Genomic DNA, 13,768 nt, shown 5'->3' with positions numbered 1-13,768 from the left:
TAGCACGATGCTCCAACAATTGAAGGAAATCACCAGGCACGGCCTGGCGGCCGGCACCGAACAGCCCGTGCGGCCGAACTGGACGATCGACCAAGGGTGGGACAGGTACACGCCGCAGGAACACGCGGTGTGGAAGACCTTGTTCGAGCGGCAAAGCAAGCTGCTGCCCGGGCGCGCATGCGACGAGTTCGTCCGCGGCATGCAGAACCTGCCGATCGGGCCCGATCAGATCCCGCATTTCGAGCAGTTGTCCGAGACGCTGATGAAGCGCACAGGCTGGCAGGTCGTTGCCGTGCCCGGACTGGTTCCCGACGACGTCTTCTTCGAGCACCTGGCAAACCGTCGCTTTCCGGCGGGGAACTTCATCCGCAAGCCATCCGAGCTGGACTACCTGGAGGAGCCCGACGTATTTCACGACGTGTTCGGCCACGTTCCCATGCTGATGAACTCGGTGATCGCCGACTACATCCAGGCCTACGGCGAAGGCGGTCTGCGAGCGAAGCGCATGGGCGTGCTTGAAAAGCTCGCGCGCGTGTACTGGTACACCGTCGAATTCGGGCTCGTGAAGCAGCCCGATGGCTTGCGAATCTACGGCGCTGGCATCGCCTCCTCGGCAACGGAGACGCTCTTCAGCGTCGAGGATGCCTCGCCCAACCGGATCGGCTTCGACCTCGAGCGCGTGATGCGCACCCGCTACCGCATCGACGACTTCCAGGAAAGCTACTTCGTGCTGGACCATCTGGACGACCTGCTGCGGCTGGCGCACATCGACTTCGCTCCGCTGTACGAGCGGGTCGGCGGCGCCAACGACTTCGAGCCGGGGGAGGTACTGCCTGCCGATACGGTGGTCACGCGCGGCACCGGCCGCTACCACGCCGCCAAGCGCAGTGGAGCGGGCGCATGAACGTGCTTCCGGCCCGGCTTCGCCACTTGGGTCACGAACGGACTTTTCCGCGCCTGATCTGCAGCCGCCGAGCGCTATGCGGCCGAGGGCGCGCCGCGTTTTCTCACCGCAGCAGGCTTGCGAATGCTTGAGGCTGCGCGCCTCACGTCGCCTTGATCGCAAACCGCTTGATGATGTCCCCGTACTGCTTCGTCTCCGCACGCATGCGCTCGGCAAACTCCTTGCCGCGCATCGCGACCAGGTCGGTGCCCAGCGCGGTGAGCTTGGTGCGCGTGTCGGGCCGCTGAAGCACCGCAAAGGCGGCCTTCTCCAGCTGCTGGACGATCTCCGCCGGCGTGCGCGCAGGCACCAGCACCCCGTACCACGCGACGAAGTCCTCGTCACGCATGATGCCCAACGCCTCGCCCACCGTCGGCACCGCAGGCACGAGCGGCGAGCGCTTCGGCTGCGTCACCGCCAGCGCCAGCAGCTTCCCCGTCGCGAGGTGCGACAGCAGCGGCGGCGCGCCCACCAGCGCGAAGGACACCTCGCCGCCCAGGACCCCGACCGTTGCCGGCGCGGCGCCCTTGTAGGGCACGTGCACGATGTCCAGGCCCGTCTGCGAGCGCATCAGCTCCACCGCGATGTGCTGCGGCGTGCCGTTGCCGGGGGTGCCGATGGTGATGCCGCCCGATGTCTTGCGCGCCGCATCGAGCGCCTCGCGCAACGTCTTCGCGCCCAGCGACGCGTTGGCAACCAGCAGGTTGGGCGACTGGGACACCAGCGCCACCGGCGTGAAGTCGGTCAGCGGCGCATACGACATCCTGGCGTGGAGAGAGGGCGTGATGGTCAGCTCGGGGTTGCCCGCGAGCAGCACGGTGTAGCCGTCCGGCGCCGCCCTGGCCGCGGCCTCGGCACCGAGCATGCCGCCGGCGCCCGCGCGGTTGTCGACCACGAAGTTCTGCTTCAGCTCCTCGCCCAATCCTTGCGCCATCAGACGGGCGACCGCATCGATGCCGCCCCCGGCGGAATAGGGCACGATCATCTTGACGGGCGCGTTGGGGTAGCCCTGCGCGAAGGCCGTGCCGATGCCCCCGAACAGGGAGGCGCCTAGGCCAGCGAGGACGGTTCTGCGTTGCATGCGATGTCTCCTTCGTTCTGATCGAATATGCGGCCGGGGTTGAGCAACCGGGCCGGATCGAGCGCCTGCTTCAGCCGACGCATCAGCTCGACTTCCGCCGGGCTGCGCGACACCTGCAGGAACTCCTTCTTCAAGCGACCGATGCCATGCTCGGCGCTGATAGTTCCGCGGCGCCCGCGCAGCGCGCCGTAGGCGATCTCGTCGACCTCGTGCAGGGCCTGTGCATCGACCGGGCCGCTGATGAGGTGCAGGTTGTTGTCACCAAGGTGGCCGAGGAACAGGTGATCGGCCGACGGAATGCGCTGCCGCAAGGCCGCCTCGACCTCGCCGATGTAGCCGGCCGTCTCGGCCCAGGGCATGCCGATGTCCAGCGCAGCCGTGGGCTTGAGGTGCGACAGCAACTCGGGAATCGACTCGCGCAGGCGCCAGAAGGCCTCGCGGTGGGCGAGCGTGGCGGCGAAGGCGCAGTTGGCGATCTCTTCGTTCTCCAGCGCATCGGCCAGGGCCGACTGCAGCTCGTCTTCCATCGACTGGCCGGCCGATCCGGCGGCCTCGATCAACACGTGCCAGGGCGCCGCGCTGCCCAGCGGGGGCTCCTGCTTGCAGAGCTCCGACGCCATTTGCACGAAGCGGCCCGACATGAACTCGAAGGCGCACAGCCCCGGCCCCATGCGGCTCTTGAGCGCGCGCAGCAATGCCGGCAGCGCCTCGAAGCGAGCGGCCGTCACCCAGGCCGCCGCCACCTCCCCCATCGGCGGATGCAGCCGCAGCGTGAGCCGAGTGATGATGCCCAGCGTGCCCTCGGTGCCGATGAAAAGGAAGCGCGGATCGAAACCCGTGCTGTTCTTGACCAGCCGCGTGAGCGACGACACCACCGTGCCGTCGGCCAGCACCGCCTCGACGCCCAGCACCGAATCGCGCATGGTTCCGTAGCGGATGACGCGGATGCCGCCTGCATTGGTCGCCGCATTGCCGCCCACCGTGCAGCTGCCGCGCGCGCCCAGGTCGACCGCGAACATCCAGCCCTGTGCGGCCGCCGCTTCCTGCACCTGCTGCAGCGTGGCGCCGGCCTGGACCTGCATCACGCCTTCGAGCTCGTCGATGTCCTCGATGCGGTTCATGCGCTCGAGATTGATCACCACGTCGCCGTCGCCAGGCACCGCGCCGCCGGCCAGGCCGGTCATGCCGCCCTGCACGGTAATGCGCCGCTTCTCGTCGCGGCAGCGGCGCACCAGGGCAGCGACCTCCTCCGTGGTGGTCGGCCGGTGCAGCTCGCTCGGCATGCCGTGCGGCAGGCCGCTCCAGTCCTTCAGGTAGCGCTCGTCGATGCCGGTCGTGATCATGTTGCGTGCCTCACACCTTGACCGGGGTCGACGTGGACGATCCCAGCCGGTGCGCCGCATCCGGCCCACCGTAGTGCTGGATCAGCCGCGCCTGGTCGACCTGCGCCTGGCGGTCGACCGCATCGGGGTCGCAGATCGCCAGCAGCGCCTCGTGCATGGCCTCCAGCACATCCGCATGCGCCGCGCTGCCGGCGAGGTCGGCCAGCTCTTCCGGATCGTCCTGCAGGTCGAAGAGCTCGGGCCGGAAGCCGACGTAGTAGTGATACTTCCAGCGGCCCTTGCGCAGCATGAAGCCGCCCGTGTTGCTGCCGGCGGCGTGATATTCGCTCAAGATCGGGCGCTCGGGCTCCGGCGCGGACGCGGCCACTTCGTACAGCGAGCGGCCAGGCCGCCCCGCCATCTCCGGTGCCGGGTCGAGCCCCGCACCTTCGAGGATGGTGGGGAAGAGATCCAGCAGGTCGACCGGCGTGTCGCACACCGAGGGCGTGACGCCCGGACCGGCCAGCAGCATCGGCACCTTCACGCTCTCTTCGTACAGCGTCGACTTGCCCCACACGCCGCGCGCGCCCAGATTGTCACCATGGTCGGAGGTGTAGATCACCTGGGTGCTGTCTTCCAGCCCCGCGGTGTGCAGGGCCGCCATCATCTGGCCCACGTTGTGGTCGAGCCAGGTGCACAGGCCGTAGTAGGCCGCGAAGGCGCGCCGCCGCTCGTTGGCATCGACGAAGCGCTCTTCGGAGGCCATAAAGTCGCAGTACTCCTGCACCCAGGGGTGGCGCTGATAGCCGGTGGCGGGGTGCAGCTTGGGCTCGGGCAGGCGGTCGGTGGGGTAGAGGTTGTAGAAGGCCTCGGGCACCACCAGCGGGAAATGCGGTGCCACCAGGCCCACGTACAGCACGAAGCCCTGCTCGGCGCGCTGGGCGGCCTCGCCCAGCCATTGCGCGGCGCGCTGCGTCACCGCGCGGTCGTACTGCGTGTACGACGATTCGCCGGGGCCGATGCGCTCGCCCAGCATGCGCGGGCCGTCGGACCGCGGGCGGAAAGGGTTGCGAATCGACGCCCACACCATCCCGTGGCCGCCGACCACATGCATGGGCAAGTGCTCGGCGTCGAAGCCCGCCGGGTCTTCCTCGCTGCGGTAGTGCAGCTTGCCGATGCTCTCCACGCGAATGCGATGCTCCTGCAGCACATGGCCCCAGCCGCGCTGCTCGCCGGTGTAGGGCATCGCGTTGTCCCAGAGGCGCAGCTGGTGTACCCGCAGGCCGGTCGCGAAGGCGGCCCGTGCCGGCACGCAGATCGGGCTGGGCGTGTACGCGTTGGTGAAGCGCACGCCGCGGTGCGCGAGCGCGTCGAGGTGGGGTGTCTGGACGAAGGGATGGCCGGAACATCCCATCATCCGCGGGTCGTGCTCATCGGACATGATGACCACGACGTTTCTCTTCTGTGCCATGCGTTGTGTCTCCTGGTGCGCCGTGCGCCGTGCGTCGGCACCGGCGCCTGGTGGAGACTGTGATCGCTGCTGCGCCAGGAATCCAATACTGTCTCGGGATACGCCGCTTTCATTTTTTCTTATGGCTCGCGCCGGGGATGCGGCCGTTCAGCCGGCCTTCGCGCACCATGCCGCGCACGACCTCGACCAGCGTGTCGCGCACCGCCAGCGCCGCGAGGCTGAGCGGGCGGTCGCGCGGCCACACAACCGCCTGCATGCGCGTGAGCTCCGGCTCGACCACCAGTCGCCCCGCGATGGCCTTCGCCGCCACCGCCTCCTGGCAGGCACTGGGCGGCATGATCGAAAACGCCAGCCCTTCGCGCACCACCGAGATCAGCATGGCCGGGCTGTTGAGCTCGTAGCGCACGTCGAGCCGCTTGTCAGCGGCGCTCGCGGCCCGTTCGATGATCTTGCGCAGGTCGTGGGCGCCGTCGGGCTCCGCCAGCGCGAGCGCCGCGACCTCGGCAAAGGGTATCTGCGCCGGCTTCCGGCGCATCGCCGCACAGGTGCCGAAAAGCATGAAGCGCTCCTCGAACACCGGCAGCGACTCCATGCCTTGCAGCTCCGACGGGCTCGGCATCGCCGCCAGCTGCGCCTGGCCCGACTCCACCTGCGTGCGCACTTCGGACGACATCCCTTCGCGCACCGTCAGCTCGACCTCGGGGAATCGCTCGGCCACCGCCCGCAGCAGCGGCGCGACCAGCAGGCCGGCGAGCGAGCCGGCGATCGACAGGCGCACCGTGCCGGAGGGCCGCACGTCGCGGCCCGCGACCTGCTCCTTGAGCGCGTCCGTGCGCGCCAGCAGGTCAACGGCCTTGTCGAAGAGCAGCCGGCCCGCGGGGGAGAGCTCCGCGCCGCGGGCATGGCGCTTGAAAAGCACCACCTCGAGGTCTTCCTCCAGCGCGGCGATGTTCTGGCTCAGCGCGGGCTGGGCGATGCTGAGATGCTCGGCCGCACGAGAGAAGCTGCGGCTCTGGGCAATCTCGACGAAGTAGCGGAGCTGGCGCAGGGTGATGTTCATCGGGTGGCTCTCCTGCAACCGAGGAGCCCCGCCCGAATCGGCAGTGGCTCGGCAGGCCTCAGCCCTTCAGCGCCGCCTCGATCGCAGCGACATCGATCTTCCGCATGGTCATCATCGCGTCGAACGCGCGCTTGGCTGCCGCGCGATCGGGGTTGACCAGCGCCTCGGTGAGCACGCGCGGGGTGATCTGCCACGACAGCCCCCACCGGTCCTTGCACCAGCCGCATTCGCTTTCCTGGCCGCCGTTGCCGACGATCGCGTTCCACAGGCGGTCGGTCTCGGCCTGGTCGTCGGTCGCGATCTGGAAGGAGAAGGCCTCGTTGTGCTTGAAGAGGGGGCCGCCGTTCAGCCCGATGCAGGGGATGCCGGCGACAGTGAACTCGACCACCAGGACATTGCCCTGCTTGCCGTCGGGATAGTTGCCTGGTGCGTGGATGACGGCGCCGACAGCGCTCTCGGGGAAGGTTTCGGCGTAGAAGGTTGCGGCCTCGAGAGCAGTGCCGTCGTACCAAAGGCACACGGTGTTCTTGCTGGTCATTCGTGTCTCCTGAAGAGTCTGCGGGCGGCAGTGTACGCCCTCACCCCCAGCGACTCCTTCAAGAGCCGATGACCTGCGGATGCGGGTCCCCGCTCGCGCTCAGGTGCTGGCGCACCTGCTGCGCCAGCGAGCCGAAGATTCTTCCAGCCACGCCCGGTTCATCGTCGCCGAAGACGATGCGGTCGCAGCCATAGTCGCGCGCGGCCATCGCAATGGTCTCTGCAGTGCGCCCCACCAGCACGGTGCTGGCGTAGGGCACGCCAGCCAGGTCGAGCAGGCTCTGCGCGTACTGCAGATCCTCGGCGCCTGCGTCGAGCTGCAGCTCGAGCAGCTCGCGGGCATTGAAGAGCATCGCGACATGGCCCGAGACCCTGGGCTGCACCCGCAGCAGGCGAACGGTCACGCGGTCGCTTCGACGCATGCGCACGACCTGCTCGATGGCCGAGCGCGTTCGTGCCGGCTCCTCCGGATCGATGGGGACCAGGATGCGCGTCATGCGGGCACCTTCAGACGGCGGGGCGCTTGGACGCCTTGGCCGCTTGCGGCGCCTCGGCGCGGGCTGCGCGCCGGCTGCTCAGCCACTTGCCGATCGCCACCACGAACATGGCGCCGAGCGCTGGGACCACCGTGTGCAGCGCGTGCTGGTTGGCAGCCCAGCCGGCAATGGAAGGATCCGACATCGCCATTTCGCCGGCGACCCAGCCGAGCAGCGCAGCACCGAAGACGATGATGACCGGGAAACGGTCCATCAGCTTGAGGATGAGGGTGCTGCCGAAGATGATGAGGGGAATGCTGATCACGAGACCGAAGACCAGCAGCGGGACATTGCCCTTGGCCGCAGCGGCAACGCCGACGACGTTGTCGAGGCTCATGACGAGGTCGGCCACCACGATGGTCTTGATGGCCGCGGCCAGGCCGGAGTGGCCTTCGAGGTTCGCTTCCTCTTCCTCCTCGCGAAGCAGGCCGATGCCGATCCAGACCAGCAGCGCCGCGCCGACCAGCTTCAGGTACGGCAGCGTGAGCAGATAGACGGCAAAGAAGGTCAGGACGACGCGCAGCACGATGGCGCCCACGCTCCCGAACAGGATCGCCTTCTTTTGCTGGGCGGGCGGCAGCGAGCGGGAGGCCATCGCGATGACGACGGCGTTGTCGCCGCTCAGGACGATGTTGATGAGGATGATCTGCGACAGGGCGATCCAGAAATCGGGACTCGACAAAAACGACACGGTGTCTCCTTGGTGGATGGGTCCGGAACCACGGCGGTTCCGCCACGTCCGAGGGTAGAGACCTGTGCTGTCACCTTTCTGCCGGCGCGCTGACAGCCGGTTGTCTGCCAGCTGTCAAAAAGCTTACAAGGCGCCGCCGGGCCGATCGGCATCGCGCAGGGGGAAGAAGACGCTGAAGGTGTTTCCCACGCCATCGGCGTCTTCCTCCAGCGTGATGCGCGCGCCATGCATCGTGGCGATCTCGCTGACGATGGCGAGACCGAGGCCGCTGCCGTCCTCCTGCGTCCCGAGGAGGCGATGGAAGCGATGAAAGATGCGCACGCGCTCCTGGATGGGAATTCGCGGACCGTCGTCGCTGATGGCCAGGCGGCATTGGTCGATTCCGGCCGGGCCGGCTTGCACAGTCACCCGGCCGCCCGCCTGGCTGTAGCGGATCGCGTTGTCGATGAGGTTGTTGACCAGCTCGCGCAGGCGGTCCCCGTCGGCGTCGATCATCAGCGGATGGTCCGCACCTTCGAAGCCCAGGTCGATGTTCCGTCTGATGGCCTGCGGCACCCAGTCCATGCTCACCGCCAGGGCGTGGGCATTCAGGTCCAGCGGCTGCAGTTGCATGGAGTCGAGCGCGCCGGGCTCGTTGCGCGCCAGCGAAAGCAGCTGGCGCACCAGCCTCGACAGCCGGTCGGCACTGATATAGAGCTGCGCGAGCGAATGGCGTACGCGTTGCGGATCGCTCTCGCGCAGGGCCAGCTCGATCTGCGCCTTCAGGCCGCTGACCGGCGTCTTCAGCTGGTGCGCGGCGTCTGCGACAAAGCGGTTCTGGAAGTCGAAGGTGCGACCGAGGCGTGCCATCAACTCGTTGACGTCGTCCACCAGCGGGCGCACTTCTCCAGGCACGTCGTGCGTGTCGATCGGACTGAGGTCCAGGTGCGAACGGTCGGATACGGCGCGGCGCAGGCGCTGCAGCGGCTCGAGCCCGCGCGAAACGCCGAACCAGACCACCGCAGTCGCCATGACGATCAAGAGCAGCTGCGGCAGCACCACGTTGGCAACCATCTCCCAGGTGAAGCGCGCTCGCTTGTTGAGCGTTTCGGCCACCTGCACCAGGACCAGCGGAGGCCCCGCGTCCGGGCCGATCGGCATCCACCCGACCATCATTCGCACGGGCTCGCCGCGCACCGCGTCGCCATAGAAGACCGGCTTGGCGGTCTTTTCGATGCGCCGCGGCGGCAACTGCGCATCGCCGCCCAGGTCGGCGCCGTCCTCGCCGAGCACGCGGTAGTAGAGCTGGTCTTCCTGGTCGAGCAGGAGGATGTTGGCCGCGGGCTCCGAGAGCTCGAGCCGCGGCCGCGTTCCGTCGAGCTTCACATGCAGCGCGATCTCGCGTCCGATCTCGTGCAGCGCTCGGTCGTAGGCCAGGTTGGAGAAGCGCAGCGAATTCCAGTAGGCCACGCCGGTATCGAGCACCAGCAGCACGGCGAGCGGCCCGAGCAGCCAGGCCAGCAGCTTGCGCTGCAGCCGAGGCTCAGGCACCCACATCGCTGCTGTCGATGAGGTAGCCCATGCCGCGCACGGTCCGGATCTCGCAACCGAGCGGCTCCAGCTTCTTTCGCAAGCGGTAGACGTTGACCTCGATCGCGTTGTCGCCAACCTCTTCGCCCCAGCCGTAGAGATGGTTGACCATGTGCTCCTTGCTCACGACACGCCCCGCGCGCATGAGCAGCAGTTCGAGCAAGGCGAGCTCGCGCGGCGACAGGTCCAACGGCCGCTTGTCGTGGAAGACGCGGCGGCCTACGGTGTCGAAGCGCAGCTGGCCATGTTCGAGATCGGGGGTGGACTGGGTACTGCGACGCAGCAGCGCCCGCACGCGTGCTTCGAGCTCGGGGAGGTCGAAGGGCTTGGCCAGGTAATCGTCGGCGCCCAGATCGAGGCCGCGAACACGGTCTGCGAGCGTGTCGAAGGCCGTGAGCATCAGCACGGGCATGGTGGACTTGCGGCCCCGCAGCCGCTTCAGCACGTCGAGACCGCTCAGTCCAGGCAGGCCGATGTCCAGGATGGCCAGGTCGTAGGTGCCCGGGGCGAGCGCATGGTCTGCTTCCTCGCCGGTGGAGACGACGTCGACGGCATGCGCAGACTGCACCAGCGCGCGCGAGAGCGCATCCGCCAGCACCCGGTCATCCTCGACGAGCAATATCCGCATTGAATTCCTGACTGCATGTCTCCCTCCCGGCGATGCTAACCCCAAGTCCCTCGCGCGTACCGCCTGCATGGGTTGCACCGCGCGGGACGCATACCTCGGGTGGCGCACTTCGCGCACACTCCGGGTTGCCCATTCCACGCCTGCACTCATGTCCGCCCCCCGCCCCGACCTCGCCAGAACAACCTTCAGTGTCCTCACGCTCGCCTTGCTCATCGGCTCATCGCTGTGGATCCTGCGGCCCTTCCTGGGTGCCACCATCTGGGCCGCCATGGTCGTCGTCGCCACCTGGCCCGCCTTCCTCTGGATCCAGGCGCGGCTATGGAAGCGCCGCAGCCTTGCCGTGCTGGTGATGGTCGTGATCCTGCTGCTGCTGTTCGTGCTGCCGCTCACGCTGGCGATCTCGACCATCGTGGCCAATACGGAGGAAGTGGTCGCGTGGGTCCGACTGCTGATCAGCCAGGGCGCGCCCACGCTGCCTGGCTGGGTGGAGCGCCTGCCGGTGGTCGGGGCGCGGCTGACGCAGGCCTGGAACGAGCTGGTTGCGGCCGGCGTCGCAGGCCTGGAAGCCAAGGTCACGCCCTACATCCGGCAGGTCACCGCATGGCTGCTTGCGCAAGCCGGCGTGGTGGGGGCTCTCACGCTGCAGTTCCTGCTCACGGTGGTGATCGCCGGGATGATGTATGCGGGCGGCGAGTCGGCGGCGGATGTGGTGCGGCGCTTCGGCTTCAAGCTCGGCGGCCAGCGCGGGGAAGATGCGGTGGTGCTGGCCGGCAAGGCAATCCGCGGCGTGGCGCTGGGCGTGGGGGTCACGGCCTTCGTTCAGGCGGTGATGGGCGGCATCGGCCTGGCGATCGCGGGCGTGCCCTTCGCGGCGCTGCTCACGGCCGTGATGTTCATGCTGTGCATCGTGCAGGTCGGCCCGACGCTGGTGCTGGCGCCGGCGGTGATCTGGGTCTTCTGGAGCGGATCGACCGGCTGGGGCATCTTCCTTCTGGTGTGGACGGTGATCGTCGGCACGATGGACAACTTCCTGCGCCCGATACTGATCCGCCGCGGCGCCGACCTGCCGCTGGTGCTGATCTTCGCCGGGGTGATCGGCGGGCTGCTGGGCTTCGGCCTCGTCGGCATCTTCGTCGGGCCGGTGATGCTGGCCGTGTCGTACACGCTGGTCCACGCCTGGCTGCACGATGCCGAGCCGCTGGCGGTCGACGCCGCACGGAAGTAGGTAGAGCCGGGGCGGCAACGGCTGCAAAGGGCCGCCGCCGGAACCTGTCAGCAGCTCCTGGATGAGTTGCGGGCGGGCAACTCTGCAGACATCGCACCGGCCCACTACATCGACTGCGGGCGCGCGCTGACAATGCCTGCGATCTCCATCACCCACGCTGCATCCCTTGTTGCACCGCGATGGCGCGCCCGCACTCGCAGGCGTGCTGGCGCCACTTGCTGGAGTGAAGGCGATGGATATTCCGGAACGGGCACACGGGACAGGCGTGACGGGCCTGCTGCTGATCATCATCGGCCTGGTGTTGGCCGCCGCGGGGATCTGGCTCGCGGCGCTGGGAGGCAGCTGGTACTACATCGGGGCGGCGCTGGCCTTCGCGGCCACGGGCCTGCTGCTGTGGCGCCGCTCTGCGTCGGCGCTGTGGGTGTATGGGATCTTCTTCATCGCCACGCTGCTCTGGAGCGTGTGGGAAGTGGGCATCGACTGGTGGCCACTCGCGGCCCGGCTCGGCGTGCCCTTCCTTGTCGGTGCGCTGCTGCTGACCCCCTGGATCACGCGTCCACTCTCGGGGGCTGCCAGGCGCGTTCCGAGCGCCGAGCCCGAACGGCGGCGCATCCGTCGCCACGAGGCGTCGCCCTGGCGCGGCGGCGGGATGCTGCTTTCGCTCGGCCTGCTCGCCTTCGCAGGCGTCGCGGCGTGGTCCTGGATGCATGACCCACACACCGTGAAAGGCGCGCTTCCGCCAGCACGGGCAGCGACTGCCGGCGGCGACAGCGTGCCGCCGGGCGAGTGGCAGGCCTATGGACGGACCGGCATGGGGCAGCGCTATTCGCCTCTGACGCAGATCACGCCTGCCAACGCAGGTCAGCTCCAACTGGCCTGGGAGTTCCGCACCGGCGACGTGCGCGGCCAGCCGGGGGACCCGGAAGAGACGACGTTCGAGGTCACGCCGCTGAAGATCGGCAACCGCCTCTTCCTGTGCACGCCGCATCAGTCGGTGGTGGCGCTCGATGCCACTACGGGCGCGCAGATCTGGCGTCGCGACCTGCACGTCGAGAAGGGGCTGGCGCTGCAGCATCTCACCTGCCGCGGCCTGTCGTACCAGCCGCCGGCCGAAGCCGTTGCAGGCACGGGGCCGGGCGGGTGCGCTTCCAAGCTCTTCATGCCGACAGCCGATGGCCGCCTGGTGGCGCTCAATCCGGAGAACGGCGAATCCTGCTCGAGTTTCGGCAAGGGCCAGGGCCAGATCGACCTGTGGGCCAACATGCCCAACCACCGCCCGGGCGCCTACTACTCGACCTCGCCGGTGGTGGTGACGAAGAAGCTGCTGATCGTCGGCGGCACGGTGCTGGACAACGTCTCCACGCATGAACAGTCGGGCGTGATCCGCGCCTTCGACATCGAAACGGGCGCGCTGGTGTGGAACTGGGATTCAGCCAATCCAGATGCGACCGCGCCGATCGCGGCAGGCCAGACCTACACGCCCAACTCGCCGAACAGCTGGTCGATCTCGAGCGTGGACGAGGCGCTGGGCCTGGTTTACGTGCCGATGGGCAACCACACGCCCGACGTGTGGGGTGGCGACCGCAGCGAGGCGGTGGAGCGCTACTCCTCTTCGGTCGTCGCTCTCGAGCTCGCCACCGGACGGGTGCGCTGGGCGTACCAGACCGTGCATCACGATCTCTGGGACTACGACGTGCCCTCGCAGCCTTCGCTGGTCGACCTGCGCATCGGCGGCCAGACGGTGCCGGCGCTGGTGCAGCCGACCAAGCAAGGCGAGCTCTTCGTGCTGGACCGCCGCACCGGCGCGCCGCTGCACCCGGTGTCAGAGGTGCCGGCGCCCGGCGGCGCGGCAAAGGGCGACCACACGGCGCCGTCGCAGCCGAAGACGCAGCTGTCCTTCGACCCGCCGAAGCTGTCGGGCAGCGACATGTGGGGCGCGACCATGTTCGACCAGCTTTACTGCCGCATCGCCTTCCAGCGCCTTCGCTACGAAGGCCGCTTCACTCCGCCATCCACGCAGGGCACGCTCGTCTACCCGGGCAACTTCGGCGTCTTCAACTGGGGCAGCGTGGCCGTGGACCCGGTCCGGCAGGTCGCCTTCACGACGCCGGCTTACCTGGCCTTCGTGTCGAAGCTGGTGGCGCGGCCCGACGATACGTCGCTGATGGTCCAGGGCAAGGAGCGCCCCAAGAACGCGCTGCCCTCGCTCAACGAAAACTTCGGTGCCCCATTTGCGGTCAAGCTCAGCGCCTTCACCTCGCCGCTCGGCATACCCTGCCACGCGCCGCCGTGGGGCTACGTGGCCGGGATCGACCTGGCGTCGGGGCAGATCGCCTGGAAGCATCGCAACGGTACGGTGCGCGACCTGGCGCCGGTGCCGCTGCCTTTCAAGATGGGCGTGCCGAATCTTGGCGGGCCGATCATGACGGCAGGTGGCGTGGCCTTTCTCTCAGGCACGCTGGACTACTACGTGCGCGCCTACGACGTGAGCGACGGCCGCGAACTGTGGCGAAGCCGGCTGCCCGCCGGCGGCCAGGCCACGCCGATGACCTACACCGGCGCAGACGGCCGGCAATTCCTGCTGGTGGCAGCGGGGGGCCACGGCTCGACCGGTACGAAGGCGGGTGACTACGTGCTGGCGTATGCCTTGCCGAAGCCCTGAACTGCGGCATCAGACCGCACGCCGCGAAGCAGTAGCATTCGGG

The 13,768-nt window shown here is 68.4% G+C and carries 12 protein-coding genes; 3 read left to right on the top strand and 9 right to left on the bottom strand.

Annotated features, from left to right (window positions below):
• Positions 1-7: 7 nt before the first annotated feature.
• Positions 8-904, top strand: coding sequence for a phenylalanine 4-monooxygenase (phhA, locus tag G3W89_RS04085; RefSeq protein ID WP_162572897.1), 897 nt, complete (start codon positions 8-10; stop codon positions 902-904).
• Positions 905-1,046: 142 nt separating this feature from the next.
• On the opposite strand, the gene G3W89_RS04080 is transcribed toward phhA, so the two are convergent.
• The 9 genes from G3W89_RS04080 to G3W89_RS04040 form a co-directional block, all read right to left on the bottom strand.
• Positions 1,047-2,024 carry a Bug family tripartite tricarboxylate transporter substrate binding protein gene (locus tag G3W89_RS04080; RefSeq protein WP_162572896.1) on the bottom strand — a complete coding sequence of 326 codons (978 nt, stop codon included), beginning with the start codon at positions 2,022-2,024 and terminating at the stop codon, positions 1,047-1,049.
• Complete coding sequence (locus G3W89_RS04075) at positions 1,994-3,367, bottom strand: FAD-binding oxidoreductase (RefSeq protein ID WP_162572895.1); 1,374 nt, start codon at positions 3,365-3,367, stop codon at positions 1,994-1,996. Before G3W89_RS04075 ends, G3W89_RS04080 begins: the two co-directional genes overlap by 31 nt.
• 10 nt (positions 3,368-3,377) lie before the next feature.
• Positions 3,378-4,817, bottom strand: a complete 1,440-nt coding sequence (locus G3W89_RS04070) for a sulfatase-like hydrolase/transferase (protein WP_162572894.1) — start codon at positions 4,815-4,817, stop codon at positions 3,378-3,380.
• A 109-nt stretch (positions 4,818-4,926) separates the two neighbouring features.
• Positions 4,927-5,877, bottom strand: a complete 951-nt coding sequence (locus G3W89_RS04065; protein ID WP_162572893.1) for a LysR family transcriptional regulator — start codon at positions 5,875-5,877, stop codon at positions 4,927-4,929.
• 58 nt (positions 5,878-5,935) lie between these two features.
• Positions 5,936-6,415 carry a VOC family protein gene (locus G3W89_RS04060; protein WP_162572892.1) on the bottom strand — a complete coding sequence of 160 codons (480 nt, stop codon included), beginning with the start codon at positions 6,413-6,415 and terminating at the stop codon, positions 5,936-5,938.
• Between the two features lie 58 nt (positions 6,416-6,473).
• Entirely contained in the window at positions 6,474-6,911 is a 438-nt protein-coding gene (locus G3W89_RS04055) for a universal stress protein (protein ID WP_162572891.1), read from the bottom strand.
• A 10-nt stretch (positions 6,912-6,921) separates the two neighbouring features.
• A complete protein-coding gene (locus G3W89_RS04050; protein WP_162572890.1) occupies positions 6,922-7,641 on the bottom strand; it encodes a TerC family protein in 720 nt (239 codons plus the stop codon).
• 123 nt (positions 7,642-7,764) lie between these two features.
• Positions 7,765-9,171: a sensor histidine kinase gene (locus tag G3W89_RS04045; protein ID WP_443083147.1), complete on the bottom strand. Its 1,407-nt coding sequence runs from the start codon at positions 9,169-9,171 to the stop codon at positions 7,765-7,767.
• Positions 9,164-9,838, bottom strand: a complete 675-nt coding sequence (locus G3W89_RS04040; protein WP_162572888.1) for a response regulator transcription factor — start codon at positions 9,836-9,838, stop codon at positions 9,164-9,166. Before G3W89_RS04040 ends, G3W89_RS04045 begins: the two co-directional genes overlap by 8 nt.
• A gap of 148 nt (positions 9,839-9,986) precedes the next feature.
• Between G3W89_RS04040 and ydiK the strand changes: the two genes are divergently transcribed.
• The gene (ydiK, locus tag G3W89_RS04035) at positions 9,987-11,063 is read left to right on the top strand and encodes an AI-2E family transporter YdiK (RefSeq protein ID WP_162572887.1); all 1,077 of its coding nucleotides are present in this window, start codon (positions 9,987-9,989) and stop codon (positions 11,061-11,063) included.
• A 232-nt stretch (positions 11,064-11,295) separates the two neighbouring features.
• The gene (locus G3W89_RS04030) at positions 11,296-13,725 is read left to right on the top strand and encodes a membrane-bound PQQ-dependent dehydrogenase, glucose/quinate/shikimate family (protein WP_162572886.1); all 2,430 of its coding nucleotides are present in this window, start codon (positions 11,296-11,298) and stop codon (positions 13,723-13,725) included.
• The last annotated feature ends 43 nt before the right edge of the window (positions 13,726-13,768 follow it).

Origin of the sequence: Variovorax sp. PBL-H6 (assembly GCF_901827155.1) — a bacterium.
Classification (GTDB): domain Bacteria; phylum Pseudomonadota; class Gammaproteobacteria; order Burkholderiales; family Burkholderiaceae_C; genus Variovorax.
This window is presented reverse-complemented; position numbering and strand designations above follow the sequence as displayed.

Coding starts and splice junctions, on each gene's coding strand:
- phhA (WP_162572897.1), top strand. CDS start 8: ATGCTCCAACAATTGAAGGAAATCACCAGGCACGGCCTGGCGGCCGGC.
- G3W89_RS04080 (WP_162572896.1), bottom strand. CDS start 2,024: ATGCAACGCAGAACCGTCCTCGCTGGCCTAGGCGCCTCCCTGTTCGGG.
- G3W89_RS04075 (WP_162572895.1), bottom strand. CDS start 3,367: ATGATCACGACCGGCATCGACGAGCGCTACCTGAAGGACTGGAGCGGC.
- G3W89_RS04070 (WP_162572894.1), bottom strand. CDS start 4,817: ATGGCACAGAAGAGAAACGTCGTGGTCATCATGTCCGATGAGCACGAC.
- G3W89_RS04065 (WP_162572893.1), bottom strand. CDS start 5,877: ATGAACATCACCCTGCGCCAGCTCCGCTACTTCGTCGAGATTGCCCAG.
- G3W89_RS04060 (WP_162572892.1), bottom strand. CDS start 6,415: ATGACCAGCAAGAACACCGTGTGCCTTTGGTACGACGGCACTGCTCTC.
- G3W89_RS04055 (WP_162572891.1), bottom strand. CDS start 6,911: ATGACGCGCATCCTGGTCCCCATCGATCCGGAGGAGCCGGCACGAACG.
- G3W89_RS04040 (WP_162572888.1), bottom strand. CDS start 9,838: ATGCGGATATTGCTCGTCGAGGATGACCGGGTGCTGGCGGATGCGCTC.
- ydiK (WP_162572887.1), top strand. CDS start 9,987: ATGTCCGCCCCCCGCCCCGACCTCGCCAGAACAACCTTCAGTGTCCTC.
- G3W89_RS04030 (WP_162572886.1), top strand. CDS start 11,296: ATGGATATTCCGGAACGGGCACACGGGACAGGCGTGACGGGCCTGCTG.